This is a genomic window from Microvirga sp. P5_D2 (genome assembly GCF_054049475.1).
The window spans coordinates 25505-45419 of the sequence record NZ_JBFUMH010000026.1; the positions used below are offsets into that span (position 1 = coordinate 25505).

20 protein-coding genes are annotated in these 19915 nt (G+C 62.1%); 12 read left to right on the top strand and 8 right to left on the bottom strand.

Features of this window, described 5'->3' with window-relative positions:
* Nucleotide 1 precedes the first annotated feature (1 nt).
* Complete coding sequence (locus ACXJKO_RS10090; protein ID WP_457090957.1) at nt 2-691, top strand: DUF2459 domain-containing protein; 690 nt, start codon at nt 2-4, stop codon at nt 689-691.
* Here ACXJKO_RS10090 and ACXJKO_RS10095 read toward each other — a convergent pair.
* Nucleotides 688-2034, bottom strand: a complete 1347-nt coding sequence (locus ACXJKO_RS10095; RefSeq protein ID WP_457090958.1) for an Nramp family divalent metal transporter — start codon at nt 2032-2034, stop codon at nt 688-690. The two genes, ACXJKO_RS10090 and ACXJKO_RS10095, sit on opposite strands and share 4 nt — an antisense overlap.
* A gap of 241 nt (nt 2035-2275) precedes the next feature.
* Here ACXJKO_RS10095 and ACXJKO_RS10100 point away from each other — a divergent pair, with 241 nt between their 5' ends.
* The 5 genes from ACXJKO_RS10100 (at nt 2276) to ACXJKO_RS10120 (ending at nt 6323) form a co-directional block, all read left to right on the top strand.
* Nucleotides 2276-4282, top strand: coding sequence for an acetyl/propionyl/methylcrotonyl-CoA carboxylase subunit alpha (locus ACXJKO_RS10100; RefSeq protein ID WP_457090959.1), 2007 nt, complete (start codon nt 2276-2278; stop codon nt 4280-4282).
* A gap of 55 nt (nt 4283-4337) precedes the next feature.
* On the top strand, nt 4338-4775 hold the full coding sequence (locus ACXJKO_RS10105; RefSeq protein ID WP_457090960.1) for a DUF1489 family protein: 438 nt from the start codon (nt 4338-4340) through the stop codon (nt 4773-4775).
* Nucleotides 4776-4799: 24 nt separating this feature from the next.
* Nucleotides 4800-5048, top strand: coding sequence for a hypothetical protein (locus tag ACXJKO_RS10110; RefSeq protein ID WP_457090961.1), 249 nt, complete (start codon nt 4800-4802; stop codon nt 5046-5048).
* Nucleotides 5049-5128: 80 nt separating this feature from the next.
* Entirely contained in the window at nt 5129-5485 is a 357-nt protein-coding gene (locus tag ACXJKO_RS10115) for a hypothetical protein (protein WP_457090962.1), read from the top strand.
* A gap of 127 nt (nt 5486-5612) precedes the next feature.
* On the top strand, nt 5613-6323 hold the full coding sequence (locus tag ACXJKO_RS10120) for a DnaJ domain-containing protein (RefSeq protein WP_457090963.1): 711 nt from the start codon (nt 5613-5615) through the stop codon (nt 6321-6323).
* Between the two features lie 96 nt (nt 6324-6419).
* On the opposite strand, the gene ACXJKO_RS10125 is transcribed toward ACXJKO_RS10120, so the two are convergent.
* Nucleotides 6420-7991 (bottom strand): SPOR domain-containing protein, encoded by a 1572-nt coding sequence (locus ACXJKO_RS10125; RefSeq protein WP_457090964.1) that lies wholly within the window; start codon nt 7989-7991, stop codon nt 6420-6422.
* Nucleotides 7992-8246: 255 nt separating this feature from the next.
* On the opposite strand from ACXJKO_RS10125, the gene ACXJKO_RS10130 reads away from it, so the two are divergent.
* The 4 genes from ACXJKO_RS10130 to ACXJKO_RS10145 all read left to right on the top strand — a co-directional run bounded on the left by ACXJKO_RS10130 (nt 8247) and on the right by ACXJKO_RS10145 (nt 11990).
* Nucleotides 8247-8582, top strand: coding sequence for a phasin family protein (locus ACXJKO_RS10130; protein WP_457090965.1), 336 nt, complete (start codon nt 8247-8249; stop codon nt 8580-8582).
* Between the two features lie 275 nt (nt 8583-8857).
* Nucleotides 8858-9250, top strand: a complete 393-nt coding sequence (gene clpS / locus ACXJKO_RS10135; RefSeq protein ID WP_457090966.1) for an ATP-dependent Clp protease adapter ClpS — start codon at nt 8858-8860, stop codon at nt 9248-9250.
* A 29-nt stretch (nt 9251-9279) separates the two neighbouring features.
* On the top strand, nt 9280-11742 hold the full coding sequence (gene clpA, locus ACXJKO_RS10140) for an ATP-dependent Clp protease ATP-binding subunit ClpA (protein WP_457090967.1): 2463 nt from the start codon (nt 9280-9282) through the stop codon (nt 11740-11742).
* Nucleotides 11739-11990: a hypothetical protein gene (locus tag ACXJKO_RS10145; protein ID WP_457090968.1), complete on the top strand. Its 252-nt coding sequence runs from the start codon at nt 11739-11741 to the stop codon at nt 11988-11990. The genes clpA and ACXJKO_RS10145 overlap by 4 nt, the downstream gene beginning before the upstream one ends.
* Nucleotides 11991-12058: 68 nt before the next feature.
* Here the strand turns inward: ACXJKO_RS10145 and ACXJKO_RS10150 are convergent, their stop codons facing one another.
* The 4 genes from ACXJKO_RS10150 to ACXJKO_RS10165 all read right to left on the bottom strand — a co-directional run bounded on the left by ACXJKO_RS10150 (nt 12059) and on the right by ACXJKO_RS10165 (nt 17117).
* Complete coding sequence (locus tag ACXJKO_RS10150; RefSeq protein WP_457090969.1) at nt 12059-14371, bottom strand: HWE histidine kinase domain-containing protein; 2313 nt, start codon at nt 14369-14371, stop codon at nt 12059-12061.
* Between the two features lie 289 nt (nt 14372-14660).
* Nucleotides 14661-15836 carry a GNAT family N-acetyltransferase gene (locus tag ACXJKO_RS10155; protein WP_457090970.1) on the bottom strand — a complete coding sequence of 392 codons (1176 nt, stop codon included), beginning with the start codon at nt 15834-15836 and terminating at the stop codon, nt 14661-14663.
* A 61-nt stretch (nt 15837-15897) separates the two neighbouring features.
* The gene (locus tag ACXJKO_RS10160; RefSeq protein WP_457090971.1) at nt 15898-16650 is read right to left on the bottom strand and encodes a glycerophosphodiester phosphodiesterase family protein; all 753 of its coding nucleotides are present in this window, start codon (nt 16648-16650) and stop codon (nt 15898-15900) included.
* Complete coding sequence (locus tag ACXJKO_RS10165; protein WP_457090972.1) at nt 16647-17117, bottom strand: RidA family protein; 471 nt, start codon at nt 17115-17117, stop codon at nt 16647-16649. Before ACXJKO_RS10165 ends, ACXJKO_RS10160 begins: the two co-directional genes overlap by 4 nt.
* Nucleotides 17118-17241: 124 nt before the next feature.
* Here ACXJKO_RS10165 and ACXJKO_RS10170 point away from each other — a divergent pair, with 124 nt between their 5' ends.
* The gene (locus ACXJKO_RS10170) at nt 17242-18075 is read left to right on the top strand and encodes a cell envelope integrity EipB family protein (RefSeq protein ID WP_457090973.1); all 834 of its coding nucleotides are present in this window, start codon (nt 17242-17244) and stop codon (nt 18073-18075) included.
* On the opposite strand, the gene ACXJKO_RS10175 is transcribed toward ACXJKO_RS10170, so the two are convergent.
* Both ACXJKO_RS10175 and ACXJKO_RS10180 read right to left on the bottom strand, forming a co-directional pair.
* Nucleotides 18066-19340: a DNA polymerase IV gene (locus tag ACXJKO_RS10175; protein WP_457090974.1), complete on the bottom strand. Its 1275-nt coding sequence runs from the start codon at nt 19338-19340 to the stop codon at nt 18066-18068. The genes ACXJKO_RS10170 and ACXJKO_RS10175 overlap by 10 nt on opposite strands.
* 8 nt (nt 19341-19348) lie before the next feature.
* On the bottom strand, nt 19349-19618 hold the full coding sequence (locus tag ACXJKO_RS10180; protein ID WP_457090975.1) for a DUF3572 domain-containing protein: 270 nt from the start codon (nt 19616-19618) through the stop codon (nt 19349-19351).
* 115 nt (nt 19619-19733) lie between these two features.
* On the opposite strand from ACXJKO_RS10180, the gene ACXJKO_RS10185 reads away from it, so the two are divergent.
* Nucleotides 19734-19915, top strand: a 182-nt coding sequence (locus ACXJKO_RS10185) for a response regulator (RefSeq protein ID WP_457090976.1), incomplete at its 3' end; no start/stop codon positions are given.

Genomic DNA, 19915 nt, shown 5'->3' on the forward strand with positions numbered 1-19915 from the left:
TTTGACAACAACAGGGAAGGGCCTCGCGGCCCTTCTTTTTATTTGCGCCGGTCTCATCCTCATCACGGCGCGCTTGGGCGATTCCAAACTGTTCCCAGCCAAGGCCGATGCGGTTGAGGTCATTCTCGTCAGCAACGGCTATCACGCCGGGCTCGCCGTGCCGCGCAAGGCCTTGCTTGAACAGGCAAGCATGCAAGGTTTGCGTTCGCTGATTTCCGTCTCGACCCGCTTCCAGCGTTATGGCTGGGTTGAGGTGGGGTGGGGCGATGCCGAGTTCTACCAGAGCACACCGACACCCGGAGACATTCAGTGGCGTCTCGCCGCGAAGGCGCTTCTTGGCCTGGGCGAGGGTGCCGTTCTTCACATTGTGGGACTTGAAAGCGATCCTGAGCAGGTCTTTTCAGGAACCGAACTCGTCAAAATCCGGCTTTCGCCCGAAGGCTTCGCCCGCCTCGCGGCGCGCATGGACTCAGCCTTCGTGAATGGACCCGAGGGGCAGAACGTGGAGCTTGGGCCGGGGCTTTATGGCCCGAGCCTGTTCTATCTGGCGAAGGGGCATTTCAGCCTGCTCAATGTCTGCAATCACTGGATCGCGGACCTGCTCGATGCCGCAGGCGTTCCGACCGCTCCCGCCATCTCGATTCTGCCGCATGGGCTGATTGCGGATCTCCGGCTGCGCTCGGGGCTTTAACCGAAAACGAAATCCACCAGCAGCTTCACGTTCAGCGCCACGATGATAGCGGCGATGATCGCTGCGATCGCGGTCAGCCAGCGCGGCGTAATCAGATCGCCCATCTTCTTGCGCGAGGCCGTCAGCGTGACCAGCGGTATGACCGCGAAGGGGAGCTGGAGGCTCAGGATCACTTGGCTCAGGATCAGCAGTTTCCCCGAGCCGCTTGGACCATAGGCGATGGTGACGGCGGCGGCGGGAACGATGGCGATACCGCGCGTGATGAGGCGGCGCATCCACGGCTGCATTTTGAAATTGATGAAGCCTTCCATGACGATCTGGCCCGCCATGGTTGCCGTCACCGTGGAGTTCAGGCCGCAGCAGAGAAGCGATAGGCCAAACAGCATCGGCGCGATGGCGCTGCCCAGGATCGGCTGGAGCAGGGTATGCGCTTCGCCGAGTTCCGCGATATCCGCCCGCCCGGTTCCATGGAAGGCGGCCGCGGCGAGGATCAGCAGGGAAGCATTGATGGTGAGCGCGAACATCAGCGCGATGGTCGAGTCCAGGGTCGCGAAGCGAAGCGCCTCGCGCCGTTCCGGCAGCGTGGTGCCATAGGCGCGTGTCTGCACGATGCCGGAATGGAGATAGAGGTTGTGCGGCATCACCGTCGCGCCGAGGATTCCGAGCGCAAGGTAGAGCATGTCCGGATTGGTCACGATCTCGGTGGTCGGTGCGAAGCCCGCGATGACGGCGCCCCAATTCGGGTCGGCCATGGCGATCTGGATGCCGAAGCAGACGGCGATGACGCCGAGCAGCGTGATGATGAAGGCCTCGACCCAGCGGAAACCGAGATTCTGAAGGTAAAGGATCAAGAAGACGTCGAGAGCCGTGATGACGACGCCGATTTCCAGGGGAATGCCGAAAAGCAGATTGAGTCCGATGGCCGTGCCGATGACCTCCGCGAGGTCGGTGGCGCAGATGGCGAGCTCGGCCAGGAGCCAGAGGCCCCAGGCGACGGGCTTCGAGTAGGCGTCCCGGCAGGCCTGCGCGAGATCCCGCCCGGTTGCGACCGCGAGGCGGGCGCAGAGCGATTGCAGGATGATGGCCATGATGTTGGAGATCAGCGCCACCGTGAGCAGGGCGTAGCCGTATTTCGACCCGCCCGCGATGGAAGTCGCCCAGTTGCCCGGGTCCATATAGCCCACGGCCACCAGATAGCCCGGCCCCATGAAGGCCGCCGCCCGCTTCCAGGTCGAACCCGGCCGAACCGCGATGGACCGATTGACCTCCGGCAGGGAGGGCAGGCTCGACGTATTTCGCCATGCAGCTTTACGGACGAGGGATACGGGCGCGGGCTGGTCCATGGACTCTTTCTGCAGTTGCAAACGATTTGCAAGAAGAAGGTAGCGTGAGAATCTCAAATCGGCAAGTGGCGTGTTCCACCTGGGGACATGGCCGGTTTCTAGGGGCAGACTTTGGTCGAGATCAGCTAGGCTGCTTGGGAAACGAGGTGGCCGTGCAGCCTGTTCCGGCGTGACAAGCGCCCCTAGTTTTGCTCTAGCTTTTCGTAAAACCGGACCGGAATTCGGATTTGAAGGGATGGCCATGCTCGAAAGTGTCCTCATTGCAAATCGCGGCGAGATCGCATGCCGGATCATCCGCACGGCCAAGCGCTTGGGCCTGCGCACCATCGCGGTCTATTCGGAGGCGGATGCGGATTCTCTCTTTGTCCGGATGGCGGACGAGGCCCATTGCATCGGCCCGGCCCCGGCCCGCGAGAGTTATCTTAGAATCGATGCGATCATCGAGGTCGCCAAGCGCACCAAAGCCGCCTCCATCCATCCCGGCTATGGCTTCCTGTCCGAACGGGCGGAGTTCGCGGAGGCCTGCGCGGCCAACGGCATCGTCTTCGTCGGCCCGCCGGCCTCGGCCATCAAGGCGATGGGCCTGAAGGATGCGGCCAAGTCGCTCGTGCAGCAGGCGGGCGTACCCGTCGTGCCTGGCTATCACGGTTCCAAGCAGGAGCCGGACTTCCTGCGTCAGAAGGCCTATGAGATCGGCTATCCCGTGCTCATCAAGGCCGTCGCGGGCGGCGGCGGCAAGGGCATGCGGCGTGTGGAGAAGGCGGCGGATTTCGATGCCGCGCTCGAGAGCGCCCAGCGCGAGGCCTCGAGCGCTTTCGGCGATCCGCGCGTGCTTGTGGAGAAATACATCCTCTCGCCGCGCCACATCGAAATCCAGGTCTTCGCCGATGCGCACGGCAACGTGATGCATCTCTTCGAGCGCGATTGTTCGCTCCAGCGCCGCCACCAGAAAGTGATCGAGGAAGCGCCCGCGCCCGGCATGCCCGACGACATGCGCGCGGTCATGGGGCGCGCGGCTGTCGAAGCGGCACGAGCGGTCGGCTATGTAGGTGCGGGCACGGTGGAGTTCATTGCGGATGGCCGGGAGGGCCTTCGTCCCGACCGGTTCTATTTCATGGAGATGAACACGCGGCTCCAGGTCGAACATCCGGTGACGGAGGCGATCACCGGTCTCGATCTCGTGGAGCTGCAATTCCGCGCGGCATCCGGCGAGACGCTGCCATTCGGGCAGGAGGATCTCGTCATCAACGGCCACGCGGTCGAAGCGCGTCTTTACGCGGAAGATCCTGAAAAGGAATTTCTACCGTCCACCGGCAAGCTCTGGGCTTTGGAGTTTCCGGAGGGCGAGGGTATTCGCATCGACACGGGCGTGGAAGCGGGCGCCGAGGTGACGCCGTATTACGATCCGATGATCGCGAAGATCATCGCGCATGGCGCGACACGTGACGAAGCGCTGACGAGGCTGGCGGATGCGTTGGGCGATACGATTGTCGCCGGTCCGAAAACCAACACGGCTTTCCTCAAGAAGCTATGTGAGGCGAAGGAATTCAGGGCAGGGCAGTTCGATACGGGTTTCATCGATCGCAATCTCGATGCGCTCGGTGTTGGCCCGCAGCCTGTGGATGCGGAGGCTGTAAGGCTTGGTGCATTGGCGCTCCTTGGTGCCGATTATTCTCAGCGCCAAGACAAGCAGCTCTCCGAAAACCAAGGGCATCGTTCTCCCTGGCATGGCACGGATGGTTTCCAGTTGAACGGCACCCGTCGCCACAATCTGCCGATCACGGTTGAGGGCGAACGCGCCGATGTCATGGTCGTGTGGCCGAAGCCTGGTGCCGATCACAAGGAAATGGAAGTCTCCGTAGAATATGGAGATGGCGCCTCCCGGTTCTGGATCGATTATGAGCCGTGGCAAGAGCGGGGGTTAGTTCGCACGGTTGAAGGCGTACTAATCCTTCGCAACGGCAGGCAAACGCGCGTGGCGCTTCATGATCCCTTCGACGTTGATCTCGAACACATGGATGAAGGCGGCTCGGTGAAGGCGCCGATGCACGGCAAGCTCATCGCCGTGTTCGTGCAGCCGGGCGACAAAGTGGAGAAGGGCCAGCGCCTCGCCATCGTGGAAGCGATGAAGATGGAGCACGTGCTCGTGGCTCCAGCTGACGGGGAGGTGGCCGAGATCGCCGCCGAACCGGGTGCGCAGGTAGCCGAGGGCGCGCGTCTCATTGCGTTGAAGGCGGAAGCGGAATAGCACTGCGGCGCATCGCCGGATTTCAGATCCGTGTTGCGCATGGTTGAACATTCGAATGGCACTACATCTGATCAAGCTCTGCGTCGGCTGCGATTCCATTACCGATCTGGAGGAATGGATCGAGGAGAACCGTGCGCATCATCGCCGCCTCGGTCGCGACTACGAGCAGACGCATACGACGCGCATGGTGCCCAAACGTGTCGAAGAACTGCTCGATGGCGGATCGCTGTACTGGGTGATCAAAGGGCAGGTCGCGGCCCGTCAGACGCTCCTGGATGTGCGCCCCTTTACCGACGCTGATGGAATCGGGCGCTGCCGCCTCGTGCTGGAACAAGCGGTCGTGCCGGTGGAGCCGCGTCCCTACAGGCCGTTTCAGGGCTGGCGCTATCTCGCGATGAAGGATGCGCCGCGTGACATTGGCGCTCATACGGGCGATCTTGCCGCGATGCCTGAGGACATGCGAAGGCAATTGGCCGAACTCGGCCTGCTTTAACTTATGTGAATCGGCGGAGATCCCATGCGGCTTCCAGCACTTTTCGTGTCTTTCCTGATGCTCGCCGCAGGCTCGGCTGCTGCGAAAGAGTGCCGCATGCCTGACCTGCCGCCAGGCGTGCAGGTTCGCGTGCCGCCGGAATGCCAGGGTGTGGTGAAGCAGCGCACCGAGAACGACCGCGTGAAGGCGGCGCCGGGCGCCATCGATCTCGGCTATGGCACGACGGTGYGAGTCGGTGGACGCGTGCGGGCGGAAACGACCGTTCGCCGTTAGACCTTTTAGCTGTGGACCCTCTTGGAACCGCGCTGGCTCGATTCGCATTGGCCTAGCAGTACAGTTGAGTGGAGGTTCCGATGCTCCTGTCTGCATCCGAAGGCCGGCACTGGCGTTATGAAGTATGCGAGCACGAGGACGGTTATCTTGTCCAAATGCGCGACCTTTCCACAGGCGATCTCGACGAGGAATTCTCCACCATCTTTCGAACTCTGCCGGTTGCGTTTGCGTATGCCGAAATGTCCGCGGCTTATGAGCGCTACGCCGCAAGTGAACTCGAACATGTCGAGGACGAACAGATTGAAATCGAGGTCGAGACGACGGAGCGCCACTTCATCGACCTCAGCGACCGTCTCCACGACTCAGGCATCAACGGCATCGTGATCCAGGCCTGGGAGCGGGAAAGCCAGCGCAGCACGGCTCGGATGCTCCATTAAACAGCCCGGGCTGGATTGAGAGTTTCAAAGCCGGATCCTCGCAAAGGGTCCGGCTTTTCGTCAATTTTGGCTCTGGAGATTTACAACTGCCCGATCCCAGCCCACATCTTGGGGCAGGGATATTCACATGATGCTTCTTTACGGAATTGCCGCTGTCGCCCTGGTCTGGTGGCTTCTCAAGGTTTTCGCCCATTCCGACACCAACGCCATCGCCAAGGCGGTCAAGGTGGTGGCCGGGGTGGCGGCGTTCGGCGCCGCAATCGTCCTGGCGGGCAAGGGGCAGATCATGACCGCCTTGATGGTAGGCGGTCTGGGCGCCTGGGCGCTCGGGTGGAACGGCATTCCGCTTCCCGGGCCCTGGGGACGTTTTCAGAAGACGGCGGGGCGCTTTTCCCGCATCCGGTCGGCCATGATCGAGATGGAGATCGACCACGCCACGGGCGGTATCGAGGGGAGCGTGCTGGCAGGCACCTTCTCCGGCCGGCGCCTGTCGAGCCTGGACCCTCAGAACCTGCGCCGTCTCTATGATGAGTGCGGCATGCTCGATCCCGAGGGCGTGCCTCTTCTAGAGGCTTATCTTGATCGCCGGTTTTCCGGCTGGCGTGAAGACGCTCAAGGCGATCGTGACACGCGGACGCGCACTCATGCGCACTCGGGCGTAATGACGAAAGATGAAGCCTACCAGATCCTGGGGCTTAAGCCTGGAGCGAGCGTCGACGAGGTCCGACATGCGCATCGGACGTTGATCAAGAAACTCCATCCCGATCAAGGAGGGACGGCGTATCTCGCTGCTCGCGTCAATCAGGCGAGAGAAGTCCTGTTGGGCCGACATCGCTGATACTCCACGCGCGATTCCGGTTTTCATTTACTGCGACGGTACGAACACAAAGCATCGTCGCAGGTAGAGCTTAAGAGCGAAGAGATTAAAACTTCGTCAGCCGCGGGAAGCGAAGCAGCTCACGCCGCTCTTCTTCAGCTGCTGGCAGGCCTTCGCAGCATCGTTGGACTCGTTAAAGCCGGAGAAGCGGGCGCGATAGAGGGTGCTGCCGTCGACCGTGACCTTCTCGGTATAGGGCGAGGCCTTGCTGAGCACCTTGCCGAAGCGGCTGCGGGCGGAGTCGAGCATGGCCTTGGCCTTGTCCTCGTCGTCCGTGGCGCCGAGCTGAACCACCCAACCATCCACACTCTTCTTGGGCTCAGCCTTCGGAGCCTCAGCCTTGATGGAAGCCGTCTTCACGGGCTCTGCGGCCTTGGCTTCGGCAGCCTTCGCTTCGATCTTGGCCTGGAGGGCGGCCTTTTGCGTTTCCGAGATCTGGGCTGCCGTAGGAGCCTGGATAGCCGCATAGGCCTGGGCGTTCAGCGGCAGAGGATCGGGGCCCTTCTGCCAGCGCACATTGCCGGAAGAGGAGGGTGTCGTCGTCGAGCTTGCGCCAGTGGCCGAGGCCACGACCGGGCGCAGGGTATTCAGGTCAAGAGGCTTGCGTGCAGGAGCAGCTTGCGGAACCGCAGCCTCGGGGGTGGCTGACGCGACCTGCACGGGAGCAGCCTCGACACGCGGCTGGGCGACAGGGCGCTGAACCGGAGCCTCGGCCACCATGGCGGGCTGGGCGGTGCCCTCGACCACGGGTGGCGTGATGCGGGCACCGGCATAGGCGCGGGGCAGGTGATCGGCGATCAGGCCGGCCATCTTCTGGTCGCGGGAGCTGCCGGAGCGGCCGCCGAGCACGACGGCGACGACGCTGCGGGTATCCGTGTTGACCGAAGTCAGCAGGTTGAACCCGGACAGGCGGGTGTAGCCGGTCTTGATGCCGTCCACGCCGTTGACCTTGCCCAGAAGCCGGTTGTGGCCGCGAATGGTGCGCTGGCCGTACTGGAAGGAGCTGGTCTGAAAGTAAGCGAAATACTTGGGAAAACGATCCTGGATCGCCCGGCCGAGCACGGCGAGGTCGCGCGCGGTGGTGATGTTCGGCGGATCATGGGGCAGGCCGTGCGGATTGTAGAACTCGCTGGAACTCATGCCGAGCTCGCGGGCCTTGCGCGTCATCATGCGTGCAAATGCATCCTCCGAGCCGGCGATGTTCTCGGCCACGACAACAGAAACGTCGTTGGCAGACAGCGTCACCATGGCCTTGATGRCATCCTCGACCTCGATGGTCGAGCCGGGGCGCACGCCGAGCTTCGTCGGCGGCTGGCTCGCGGCATATTCTGAGACGGTCAGCTGGCTATCCGGGCGGATACGGCCGCGCTCCATCTGCTCGAACAGCAGGTAGAGGCTCATGACCTTCGTGATGGAGGCCGGAATACGGGGCTCGTCGATATTCTCGCCCTGTAGAACCTTGCCGGTCTTTGCATCGACGACGATGGAAGCGCTCGGGGGGTTATACCCGCCTCCTTTGCTCACCTTGCGGCGGGCCGCCTCGGCGGGGGAGGAAAGCGCTATCGCGACCGATGCTGCAATGCCAATAAACGTCCATGCTGTTCGGCGTCCAACCCATACCGAAGTCATGCTGAAAATTCCCTGTTGAGTTTCGTCTCAGGTCTCCGCAACCGGTGCTCCTGAAGGAGACCGTTGCAGGCGCAACACATGGCTTCACCGTATGGGGATGCGGTTACGAGGGGGTTAATGGACGAGGGCTCCCATGCAATGACCATTGTGCACTGCACAAATTTTGTTGACAAGTATTGTGCGCTGCACATATGTTCTCATGTCATTGATCGTTGGCACATACCGCCATTAAACGTCTTATTGTCGAGGTTCACAATGCTTCAGCCGCTTGCAAACTTGCAAAAGCTTGGCCAGGAAAACCTGGAAGCTACCATCAAGGCTCTGGGTGCTTTTTCGACCAATGCCCAGGCTATCGCGACCGAAACGGCGGATTACGCCCGTAAGTCGTTCGAGTTCAATTCTTCGACCGTCGAGAAGCTGGCCGGCGCCACGACCCTCGATAAGGCCATCGAGCTTCAGTCGGCCTACGTGAAGGACACCTATGACAGCCTGATGGGCCAGTCCACCAAGCTCGGCGCTCTCTACACGGCGCTCGCCACCGACACGTTCAAGCCCTTCGAGGGCCTCCTGTCCAAGGCAGCGAAGGCCTGACGCTTCGTCAGATCCGATCGCAAGATCTTCAGTTTTGAACGAAACGCCCGGCTGTTGCAGCCGGGCGTTTCGCGTTTTCAGGGTCTCTCGAGCTTGGCCTTATCGACGCAGCCATGCCGAGATCGGGATGCTGCTCTTCTCTCAGGCCCTGCGACCACCCATCTGTTGATCTAGCGAAGCGAATGGAGCGACTATACATTTGACTCAGGGTGCCGTGGTCGGAATTGCCGTGGGCTGCGCGCCAGGGGCCAATAAGAAGAGGTCGGTCGTTTAATATGCTGCGGTTAGCTCAGGACACTTTGATCCGGTCGAAGCGGTATCCCACGTCCGCATCCGGCGGGTCACAGCCCCCTGGTGGCGATGATGATGGGCGCTCCAACACGGCGATCATCACAAAAGCCAAGCCGCGCACGAAACGGCCCAACCTTTACCGCGTTCTTCTTTTGAACGACGATTACACCCCGATGGAGTTCGTGGTGCATGTGCTGGAGCGGTTCTTCAACAAGAACCGGGAGGACGCAACCCGGATCATGCTTCTTGTGCACCAGAACGGTGTCGGGGAATGTGGAGTTTTTACGTACGAAATTGCTGAGACGAAGGTGACGCAGGTGATGGATTTCGCCCGGCAGCACCAGCACCCTCTGCAATGTGTGATGGAAAAAAATTAGCCGAGACCCGTCTCATAAAGGACAAGCCGTTGCCGAGCTTTTCTCGCAGTCTTGAACAAGCCCTTCATCGAGCCCTCGCTCTCGCAGGCGAGCGCCGTCACGAATACGCGACCCTCGAACATCTTCTCCTGGCCCTGATCGATGACCAGGACGCGGCCGCCGTCATGCGGGCGTGCAATGTCGATCTCGATATTCTCCGCCGCAACCTCGTGGATTATGTGGACAGCGAATTGGCGAACCTCGTGGCCGATGGCCGCCAGGATTCCAAGCCGACCGCAGGCTTCCAGCGTGTGATCCAGAGGGCGGTGATCCATGTCCAGTCCTCGGGCCGGGATGAGGTGACGGGCGCCAACGTGCTCGTCGCGATCTTCGCCGAGCGGGAAAGCCATGCTGCCTACTTCCTGCAGGAGCAGGACATGACCCGCTACGACGCGGTGAACTACATTAGCCACGGCATCGCCAAGCGCCCGGGTCTCACCGAGAGCCGTTCTCCGCGCGGCGCCGAGGAGGAAGCCTCCAACGAACGTCCGACCCAGGACGATTCCGACGCGCGCTCCAAGAAAAAGGGCGATGCGCTCGACTCTTACTGCGTCAACCTCAACAAGAAGGCGAAGGAGGGCAGGATCGACCCGCTGATCGGGCGCGAGTCCGAAGTCCAGCGCACGATCCAGGTGCTCTGCCGCCGTCAGAAGAACAACCCGCTGCTCGTGGGCGATCCCGGCGTCGGCAAGACCGCCATCGCCGAAGGCCTTGCCCGAAAGATCGTCCAGGGTGAGGTGCCGGAAGTTCTCAAAGGCGCCACCGTCTTCGCCCTCGACATGGGCACGCTGCTTGCTGGCACCCGCTATCGCGGTGACTTCGAGGAGCGTCTCAAGCAGGTGATGAAGGAGATCGAGCAGCATCCGAACGCGATCATGTTCATCGACGAGATCCATACGGTGATCGGCGCCGGTGCCACGTCCGGCGGTGCGATGGATGCTTCGAACCTGCTCAAGCCGGCACTGGCTCAGGGCACGCTGCGCTGCATCGGCTCCACGACCTACAAGGAATACCGCCAGTATTTCGAGAAGGACCGGGCTCTCGTGCGCCGCTTCCAGAAGATCGACGTGAACGAGCCGTCGGTGCCTGACGCTATCGAGATCGTGAAGGGCCTCAAGCCGTATTTCGAGGAGTTCCACAAACTCAAATACACCAACGACGCCATCAAGGCGGCGGTGGAGCTGTCGGCCCGCTACATCAACGACCGCAAGCTGCCGGATAAGGCGATCGACGTGATCGACGAGACCGGCGCGTCGCAGATGCTCCTGCCCGAAGGCCGTCGCAAGAAGACCATCGGTGTCAAGGAAATCGAGACGACCATCGCCACGATGGCCCGCATCCCGCCCAAGACCGTGTCGAAGGACGATGCTGAGGTGCTCGCCCACCTCAAGGACACCTTGAAGCGCGTAGTCTACGGCCAGGACAAGCCCATCGAGGCTCTGTCCTCCGCCATCAAGCTCGCCCGAGCGGGCCTGCGTGATGCGGAAAAGCCGATCGGCTCCTACCTTTTCGCTGGCCCGACCGGCGTCGGCAAAACGGAGGTAGCGCGCCAGCTCGCGGTGTCGCTCGGCGTCGAGCTCCTGCGCTTCGACATGTCGGAGTATATGGAGCGGCACACGGTCAGCCGCCTGATCGGCGCGCCTCCCGGCTATGTGGGCTTCGACCAAGGCGGTCTGTTGACCGACGGCGTCGATCAGCACCCGCATTGCGTGCTTCTGCTCGACGAGATCGAGAAGGCGCACCCGGATCTGTTCAACATCCTGCTCCAGGTCATGGACCACGGAAAGCTGACGGACCACAACGGCAAGCAGGTCGATTTCCGCAACGTGATCATCATCATGACCACGAATGCGGGTGCCGCCGACATGGCCCGCCCGGCCTATGGCTTCACCCGCACAAAGCGGGAAGGCGATGACACCGAGGCCGTGAACAAGCTGTTCACGCCGGAATTCCGCAACCGTCTCGATGCCATCATTTCGTTCGGTCACCTGCCGAAGGAAGTGGTGCAGAAGGTGGTGGAGAAGTTCATCATGCAGCTCGACCTGCAGCTTTCCGAGCGCAACGTGTCCATCGAACTCGCGGACGAGGCGCGCGACTGGCTGGTCGAGCACGGCTATGACGAGGCCATGGGTGCCCGCCCGATGGGCCGCCTGATCCAGTCCACCATCAAGACGCCGCTGGCTGACGAGGTGCTGTTCGGGCGCCTGAAGGATGGCGGCGCGGTCAAGGTCATCGTCAAGACCGACGAACTCGGCCTGGAGAGCCTCGACTTCGAGTATGTGGACGGCCCGGTCAAGCCCAAGCCCGAAAAGGTAGTCACGAACGCCAAGAGGAAGCCCAAAGCTAAGTCGGCGTCTTCAAAGGCAAAAAAGTCCGTGAAGCCGAAAGGATCCGGTGGTAATGGGGGCGGCGGCATCCGCACCGTTCCAAAGGTTCCATTGGTTAGAGCATGACGACTGAACTGCACGAGGGCCACTTTGAGCCCACTCGCCTCATCGAAGCTCCGGCGAAGCTGTCCTGGCGCGAGAAGCGCGAGCTGCGGCGGCGGAAGCGCGTATGGTTCGAGGAAATCTTGGCCTGGATCCTCGTGCCGGTGATCCTCCTCGGCTGCTACTGGCTGGCGACCATGGGACTGGCGGCCGTGGGCACCTCGCCCGAGGCCCTGTTGGACGGTTTCAAGGCCATCACCAACAGCCTTTGAGGTGTGAGGCATGTAAGTTCATGGGGCGCGGACCGAGCTGGTCCGCGCCCCTTTTGCATTGTCGAATATCAAGTGAATGGTGCGTCGACCGTACAAACGAGGCCCGTCGGCGCGAAGGTCACATCGAGCCTGCCGCCGAGGTCGTGGGCGAGGCTCCGCTCGATCAGCCGGGAGCCGAAGCCTTTGCGGGTCGGGGGGGCGACCGGCGGTCCCCCTTGCTCGCGCCAGGCGAGCTTAAGGCGCTGCTCGCCTCTTTCCTCAACGACGGACCAGGCGATCTGAACGATGCCCGAGGTGTTGGCGAGGGCGCCATACTTCACGGCGTTGGTCGCCAGTTCCTGGAAGGCCAGGGCGAGAGCAAGCGCCATGCGTGGCGTCAGGCGGACTTCGGCTCCCTTTGTCTCGATCCGGTCTTCGCGCTCATCGCGATAGGGCGCAAGCGCTTGTCCGACGACCTCCGCGAGGCTCGCGCCTTCCCAGTTCTCGCGCGTGAGCACGTCATGGATGCGTGAAAGGGCAAGGAGCCGCGCTTCGAGCACGGGGCGCGCTTCCTCCGGCGTGCTTGCCGTGCGCAGCGTCTGGGAGGCAATGGATTGCACCGTCGCCAGCGTGTTCTTCACGCGGTGGTTCAGTTCGTGGATCAAGAGCTGCTGATGATCCTCCCAACGCTTGCGCTCGGAGATGTCCATCACGACACCGCGTGCACGCAAGGGAACGCCGGATTCATCGCGGATATATTCGCCGCGTCCGTTGACCCATCGCACAGTCTTGTTGGGCAGAAGCAGACGCAGCGTCCAGTCGAAGCTGTCGATGCTCGGGTCCAGGCGATCCTGCAAGTGCTGCAGCCGCGTCGCGGCAGAATCCTCCGGGTGATACCGGATGTAGAGATCGGGGATCGTGAGAGGCTTTTCGGGCGGATAGCCGTACAACTCGTTCATGCGCGGCGATGCCTTGATGTCGCCGGTGACGGAATCCACATCGAAAATGGCCAGGGAGGCGGCGTCCACAGCGGCGCGCAGCTCGGCCTCTCTCGCCATCAAGGATTCTTCCACGGTCTTCCTGTCGGTGACATCGAGAAGGACGCCGATGGTTCGGACGGGAAGACCGTCGTGCCCTAGCACCATCTCCGCCCGCATCAGGAACCAACGCAGAACGCCATCGCCGCGATAATAGCGGAATTCTCCCTCGAAGTAACGCTCGCCCCGCTTGATCGCCTCAGAGCCGAGAGAGCGTATCCGCTCCCCGTCATCGGGATGAAACCGGGTCCGCAGAAGCGCGCGCGTCGGTCTGGCATAAGGCGGGTAGCCGAGCAGTCGGTTCAGCTCCGGATTGGTATGCAGCTCATCGGTCGGCGCGTCATGGGCCCAGATCGCCATGCGCCCCGCATCGAGAGCGAGGCGCAGGCGGCTTTCATTCTCTCGCAACGACGTCTCGGCCCGTGCCCGCTCGACCGCATCCCATGTGCGCTCGGCCACATCGCGGGCCAGCACGGCCTCCGCCTCGGTCCAGTGGCGTGGCTCGGGCTCGTGGAGATAGAAGACCGCCCTGAGGCGGTTCTCGCGGATCAGCGGCACCACGAGCAGAGAACGTGTGCCAGCGCTCTCCCAGATCGGGGAATAGTCGGGACCGACACGGGGATCGGCGAGGCTGTCGGTCATGATGAGCGTCGCCCCTCGGCGCAGTTCATCGATGATCCTCGGTCCGAAGGCGTCTAGGATGCGGGCCTCTCCGGCGAGGCTCGGCATGGTGCCGTTTGTCCAGTCGCGTTTGACGGACATGATATTCTGCGCGTCGTCGATCTCGCCGTAGCCGGCGCGGCCCACGTTGAGACGCCGACCCATCATGCTCGCCGCGACCTCCGCAGTCGCGGCAGGGTCCGTCTGGCCGCGCAGGCGGTCGCTCATCTCGACGAGAAAGGCCAGCCGCTGGTCGTTCACGACCTGCGCGGAGGTCTCGTTCACGACTGCGAGAAGCCCAGGGATCGAGCCGTCGTCCTCGATGATCGGCGAGAATGAGAAGGTGAAATAAGCCTGCTCGTCGAAGCCGAAGCGGCCGAGCGTCAGGGGCTGGTTCTCACGAAAGCAGGCTTCTCCTGCGAAAACCTGTTCGACGAGGTGTCCGATATGGGGCCAGAGATGCGCCCAGGTTTCTTTGAGTGGCTGGCCGAGCGCTTCGGGATGTTTCAGGCCGAGTAGCGGAATGCTCGCATCGTTGTAGAAGAGCCTCAGCTCCGGGCCCCAGGCGATGAACATGGGGAACTTGGAGGGAAGGATCAGGTTGAGGGTTCTGCGGAGGCATTGGGGCCATATCTCGGGAGCGCCGAGAGCGCCGCCCGACCAGTCATATGCCTTCATGAGGGCGCCCATGGCGCCCCCATTCATGAATGGATCGGGACACGAAGAATTGGCTCTAGCGTGCATGCCAGGCGTCATGGGCAGCTTGCAGGAGCATGGCTGAGAGATGTGACCCAGCATGTTGGGATGGCCACCGCGGGGCCTCTGATAACGTGCAAGCTTGGCTGGATGCCATTGTTTATCGCTCAAAACTTCAGGATGGGCCTTTGCGACCTCTAGGTAGGGCGGATTCCCTTATTTTATATAGCAAACATGACCTTTGGGCAGTCTCTGGGGATAAGTTTCGAGCTGCGGACGGATACGCTCGATAAATTGTCTAGATATCCTGCTCTTGCCGGAACGGCATGGCTTCCGACAATTCCTCGGCGGCCTCGGAGACATAGCGCCGTTCCTGCTCCAGATAGGCTTGGACGGCCCCCTTGAGCCCTGGATCGGCGATATCATGAGCCGAGGAAGTGATGACGGGCCTGTAGCCCCGCGCGAGCTTGTGCTCGCCCTGCGCACCGGCTTCGACACGGTCGAGACCTTTGGCAATGGCGAAGTCGATGGCCTGATAATAGCAGACCTCGAAATGTAGGAAGGGGTGGTCCTCGACACAGCCCCAGTTTCGGCCGTAGAGACGCTTGTCGCCGATGAAGTTGATCGCGCCCGCGATATGGCGCCCGTCGCGTTTAGCCATCACGAGCAGCACGCGTTCCGCCATTCGCTCGCCGATCAGGGAAAAGAAGCGCCGGTTCAGGTAGGGGCGGCCCCATTTGCGCGAGCCGGTATCCATATAGAAGGCGAAGAACGCATCCCAATGCGCCTCGGTAATGTCCTTGCCGGTGATCCACTCGATGGAGATGCCATTGGCCAACGCATCCCGGCGCTCGCGGCGGATCGCCTTGCGTTTGCGGGAGGCGAGGGCGCCAAGAAAATCCTCGAAATTTTTGTAGCCGTCGTTGATCCAGTGGAATTGCTGATCGTCCCGGCGCAGGAACTCTTCCTTCGCCATCGCCGCAAGATCCGCTTCCTGCAGGAAGGTGGCATGGATCGAGGATGCGCCGATCTGGTCACGCAGGGCGCGCAGGCCCGCGATCAGGTGAGYCCGAATGTTCGCAGCCTGCGGCCCATCCGGGACGAGGAGGCGAGGGCCAGTGACCGGGGTGAAGGGTACCGAGACCTGAAGTTTGGGGTAGTAGCGCCCGCCTGCGCGCTCATAGGCATCGGCCCAGGAATGGTCGAACACGTACTCGCCCTGCGAGTGGGATTTCACGTAGCAGGGCGCGGCGCCAAGAAGGTTCCCTTGCTCGTCCTCGACCAGCACATGCACCGGTGCCCAGCCCGTCTTCGCGCCGACGCAGGCAGAATCCTCCAACGCGGAGAGAAAAGCGTGGGTGACGAAGGGATTGCGGGGTTCGTCATCGCCTGAAGCCGAACCGAGCGCACAAGAATCCCAGGCAGCGGCGGGCACCGCTTTCAATCCTTGGGCGATTTTGACCTGGAGCTTCACTGATGGGAGGATCTCGCCGTTAGACACAAGAGCTAATGGCTCGGCGAGATCCTTGCAACCTTCAGGGCATGAAGCCTTCGAACACCATCTGGTCCGCGTGTTTCTCGGCGCGGGCGCGATCCTCAGGGTTCCGCACGGTCCAGGTCATGACCGGGATGTTGCCGAGGAGCTTGCTGAGATAGGTCGAGGCGCAGGGCAGGTCCTTCACGCGCCAGGACAGGAACTGCGGCTGCGTCTCTTCGAAATGCAGCAGGTTCGCCATCCGGTGCTTCTGCTCGGGCGGAAGAAACCCGTCGGACTTCGAAGCGTATTCAAGCTCGCCGATGAAGCCGCGGGTGATGCCCGGCGCGTTGTGGCGCAGATAGGCCACGATATCCGGATCGAAGGACTTCACGACGAAGGGGCCGCTGTAATCCTTCAGGATCTCGATGGCGCGCTGCGTCAGCGTCATGTCGCCGTTGAACTTGCTCTTGATCTCGATGACCAGAGGCGTGCGGCCCGCGATCTTGGCAAGATAATCCTTGAACGACGGAATCTTGTCGCCGCCCTTTGCGCCGGCAATATCGATGCCCGTGAGGTCGGCGAGTTTGCGCTCCGCGACGAAACCCGTGCCGCCGGTGAGGCGGTCGAGCTCGAAATCGTGGAAGACGATGGCTTCCTTGTCGCCGGTCAGCTGAATATCGAGCTCGATCGGGAAGCCGTGCACGATGGCGGCTTCCGCGGCCGAGATGGTGTTCTCGATGACGCCGTTTGCTTTGTCATGGAGGCCGCGATGGGCGATGGGCTTCGCGACGAGCCAGCTCGGGGTGCTCATTTGACTTCAAACATTCCTTCGACTTCGACACAGGCGTCGAGCGGCAATTCCGCGACGCCAATGGTGGAGCGGGCATGGCGGCCCGCATCGCCCAGAGCCTCGACCATTAGGTCCGAGGCGCCGTTCATGACCGGCGCGAGCGCCGCGAAAGTCGGGACGGCATTGATGAAGCCGCCGAGGCGCACGCATTTGACTACATTGTCGAGATCGCCGACAGCGGCCTTCAGCTGAGCGAGAAGATTGATGGCGCAGAGCCGGGCGGCCTGCTGGCCGACCTCAGACGAGACTTCCGCGCCCACCTTGCCCTTGTGTGCGTCGGCGAGCTTGCCGTCGATGCCGAGGCAGAGCTGGCCGGAGATCACGATAAGGTTGCCGGTGCGCACGAAGGGCACGTAATTCGCCACGGGCGCCGCCGGCGTCGGAAGAGTGATGCCCAATGATTCAAGCTTCTTGTCAACTGCGCTCATGGTGAGCCTTTCTTTGTAACAGTGTGGGGATTAGTGGCTGATGCCACTTAAGGACGCAAGACTGAACATTGCCCTGTCCGCAAGAGGATCCTATCTTCGCCCGGACGGGGGACTTGGAGAACACATGCGCTCGACCATCGTAGCCACCGGCCTTTTCATCGCAACGCTCATTCCCGCGTCGGCGGAAGCGCCAAAGACGCCGATCGTTCTGACGCCCCACAGGGCGATTTACGATCTGTCGCTTCTTCGCTCGACAGGCTCCAAGGGAGTCGACGCGGCGAGGGGGCGCATCGCCATGGATTTCGGCGGCGATGCCTGCGACGGCTACACGATGAAATACCGTCAGGTCACCGTGCTCGACAGCACCGAGTCGGGCTCGCGCACCCTCGATACCCAGACGGCGACATTCGAGGCGGGCAACGGCCTCTCGATGCGCTTCAAGTCGACATCGACCACGCAAGGCCTCGTGCGCGACGGGGTCGATGGGGATGCCCAGCTTCGTCCGGACGGTTCCCTCGACGTGAAATTCAAACAGCCCCGCAACGAGGTTTTCGCGGCCAAAGGCCAGCCGATTTTCCCGACCGAGCATATGAAACGGCTCATCGAGGCCGCCGAGAAGGGTGAAACCACTCTCTCGGTGAAGGTCTATGACGGCTCGGACGACGGCAAGAAGATCTATGACACGCTGGGCCTGATCGGGCGCAAGATCGGGCCGGGCGCCGGCGCCGATCTCGAGGATGCGGCGCGGCAGGATGGCCTCGCCAAGGTGGTCCGCTGGCCCATGACCCTCAGCTACTACGAAGAGGGGAATGCCGACCGGACCCCGGTCTATACGATCTCGTTCGAGCTCTACGAGAACGGCATCACCCGGGCGCTCAAGATCGATTACGGGGATTTCGCCCTCAAAGGGGACCTGAAGAGCCTCAACATCCAGCCGCATACGGCCTGTCAGCGCTGAGGCTTTCTGAGCGTGATGCCCTTCTGAAGGGCGGCCGCGCCGAACTTGTCGCGGATCTTGTCGATGGCTGCCTCCATTTGGGCTTGGCGCACCACCGATTGATCGGCGAGGTCGCCGTGGTCCGCTTCCACCCCATCGCAGAGATCCGCCGCGCCGATTCCGATAAGGCGATAGGCGGTGCCGTCGCAGGCGGCTTTCAGAAGCTGGCGGGCGGGATCGAACAGGCGGGCGGCGAGCTGGGTCGGAGCAAGGCCCGAGCGGGTTCGGGTCAGCAGGCGGAATTCCTTATCCTTGAGCTTCAGGGTCACGCTGCGGCCTGCCAAACCCGCAAGCTTCAGCCTGCGCGACACCTTCTCGGATAACCGCCACAGGATAGGCTCGAGATCATCGAAAGAGCGCAGGTCCGTCTCGAAGGTGGTCTCCGCCGAAACGCTTTTGGTCTCCCGCTCCGGCGTCACCCGCCGTGAATCCTCGCCCCAGGCAAGGCGCGACAGGCGCTGGGCATCCCGACCGAGGGCTTCGAAAAGGGTTTTCAGGGGAATGTCGCGCAGATGCTCGATCCGCGTCACGCCGACCTTGGCGAGTCGCGACTGGGCGGAGGCGCCGATGCCGGGGATCATGCCGACCGGCTTGTCGGACAGGAAGGCGGCCGCCTCCTCGCGCCCGATGATCGAGAAGCCGCGCGGCTTCTGGAAGTCGGAGGCGATCTTCGCCAGGAATTTGTTGTAGGACAGGCCGACCGAGATGCTGATCCCGATCTCCTTCTCCACCTTGTGCGCGAAGCGGGCGAGGGTGAGGGCAGGGCTGCCGTGATGAAGCCGCTCCGTGCCGGTGAGGTCGAGGAAGGCTTCGTCGATGGAGACGGGCTCCACCAGCGGCGTCAGCTCCAGCATCAGCTCTCGGACTTCATGCCCCGCCTTGCGGTATTTCTCGCCATCCGGCTTGATCACCACCGCGTGCGGGCAGAGTTTGAGCGCCTGGAACATGGGCATGGCGGAGCGCACCCCGAAGGTGCGGGCCACATAGCAGGCGGTGGAAACCACCCCGCGCTTTCCGCCGCCGATGATCACCGGCTTGTCCGCGAGATTGGGATCGTCCCGCTTTTCCACCGCCGCGAAGAAGGCATCGCAATCCACATGGGCGATGGACAGAACATCCCGCTCCTTGTGCCTCAGAATGCGCGGAGAGCCGCACGCGCTGCACCGTTCCGCCAGCGGAGAGGCGGCAGGTGTCAGGCAGTCACGGCAGAACGGGGCGTCGCTCATGAAGGAGCCTAGTCAAACTCGGATGGCGAGAGGGTCCAGTGCGCCAGCATGATGTGCTCGGGCTTGGTGTTGAGTTCTTTCGCAAGCGCAATCAGCAACGGCTCATCGGAAGCCACGTAATCCAAAACGGCGGCGAAGAAGCCGGGAGCCGCCACGGCGGAGCGAATATTATCCGGCTGTAGGCCTGATACGGCGAGGAACCGCCCAAGACGCTCCTCATCGCTCGTGATGAACGAGAAGGCGCCGAGTGCGACATTTTCCGCCTCGTCCTTGGTCATTCTTTTTAAGGGAGTGTTCATTCTGTCGGTTTGCATTTCATCAATAGGTTGGAGACTACATATATCATCTGAAGAGGTGGGCCGGTGAAGTGCTTTGGGCCCTGGGATAGCCACAATGAAGAAGACCGTGCTCATCGTTGAGGATAACGAGCTCAACATGAAGCTCTTCAACGACCTGCTTGAGGCTCATGGCTATGCCACGCTGAAAACCAGCCATGGCATCGAGGCCATGGAGCTGGCCCGCGCCCACAAGCCCGACCTGATCCTCATGGACATCCAGCTACCGGAGGTCTCCGG

Bases quoted from the DNA above. Each gene is read 5' to 3' on its own strand.
- ACXJKO_RS10095 (WP_457090958.1), bottom strand. From the start codon at position 2,034: ATGGACCAGCCCGCGCCCGTATCCCTCGTCCGTAAAGCTGCATGGCGA.
- ACXJKO_RS10100 (WP_457090959.1), top strand. From the start codon at position 2,276: ATGCTCGAAAGTGTCCTCATTGCAAATCGCGGCGAGATCGCATGCCGG.
- ACXJKO_RS10105 (WP_457090960.1), top strand. From the start codon at position 4,338: ATGGCACTACATCTGATCAAGCTCTGCGTCGGCTGCGATTCCATTACC.
- ACXJKO_RS10115 (WP_457090962.1), top strand. From the start codon at position 5,129: ATGCTCCTGTCTGCATCCGAAGGCCGGCACTGGCGTTATGAAGTATGC.
- ACXJKO_RS10120 (WP_457090963.1), top strand. From the start codon at position 5,613: ATGATGCTTCTTTACGGAATTGCCGCTGTCGCCCTGGTCTGGTGGCTT.
- ACXJKO_RS10130 (WP_457090965.1), top strand. From the start codon at position 8,247: ATGCTTCAGCCGCTTGCAAACTTGCAAAAGCTTGGCCAGGAAAACCTG.
- clpS (WP_457090966.1), top strand. From the start codon at position 8,858: ATGCTGCGGTTAGCTCAGGACACTTTGATCCGGTCGAAGCGGTATCCC.
- ACXJKO_RS10145 (WP_457090968.1), top strand. From the start codon at position 11,739: ATGACGACTGAACTGCACGAGGGCCACTTTGAGCCCACTCGCCTCATC.
- ACXJKO_RS10150 (WP_457090969.1), bottom strand. From the start codon at position 14,371: ATGAATGGGGGCGCCATGGGCGCCCTCATGAAGGCATATGACTGGTCG.
- ACXJKO_RS10160 (WP_457090971.1), bottom strand. From the start codon at position 16,650: ATGAGCACCCCGAGCTGGCTCGTCGCGAAGCCCATCGCCCATCGCGGC.
- ACXJKO_RS10165 (WP_457090972.1), bottom strand. From the start codon at position 17,117: ATGAGCGCAGTTGACAAGAAGCTTGAATCATTGGGCATCACTCTTCCG.
- ACXJKO_RS10170 (WP_457090973.1), top strand. From the start codon at position 17,242: ATGCGCTCGACCATCGTAGCCACCGGCCTTTTCATCGCAACGCTCATT.
- ACXJKO_RS10175 (WP_457090974.1), bottom strand. From the start codon at position 19,340: ATGAGCGACGCCCCGTTCTGCCGTGACTGCCTGACACCTGCCGCCTCT.
- ACXJKO_RS10180 (WP_457090975.1), bottom strand. From the start codon at position 19,618: ATGACCAAGGACGAGGCGGAAAATGTCGCACTCGGCGCCTTCTCGTTC.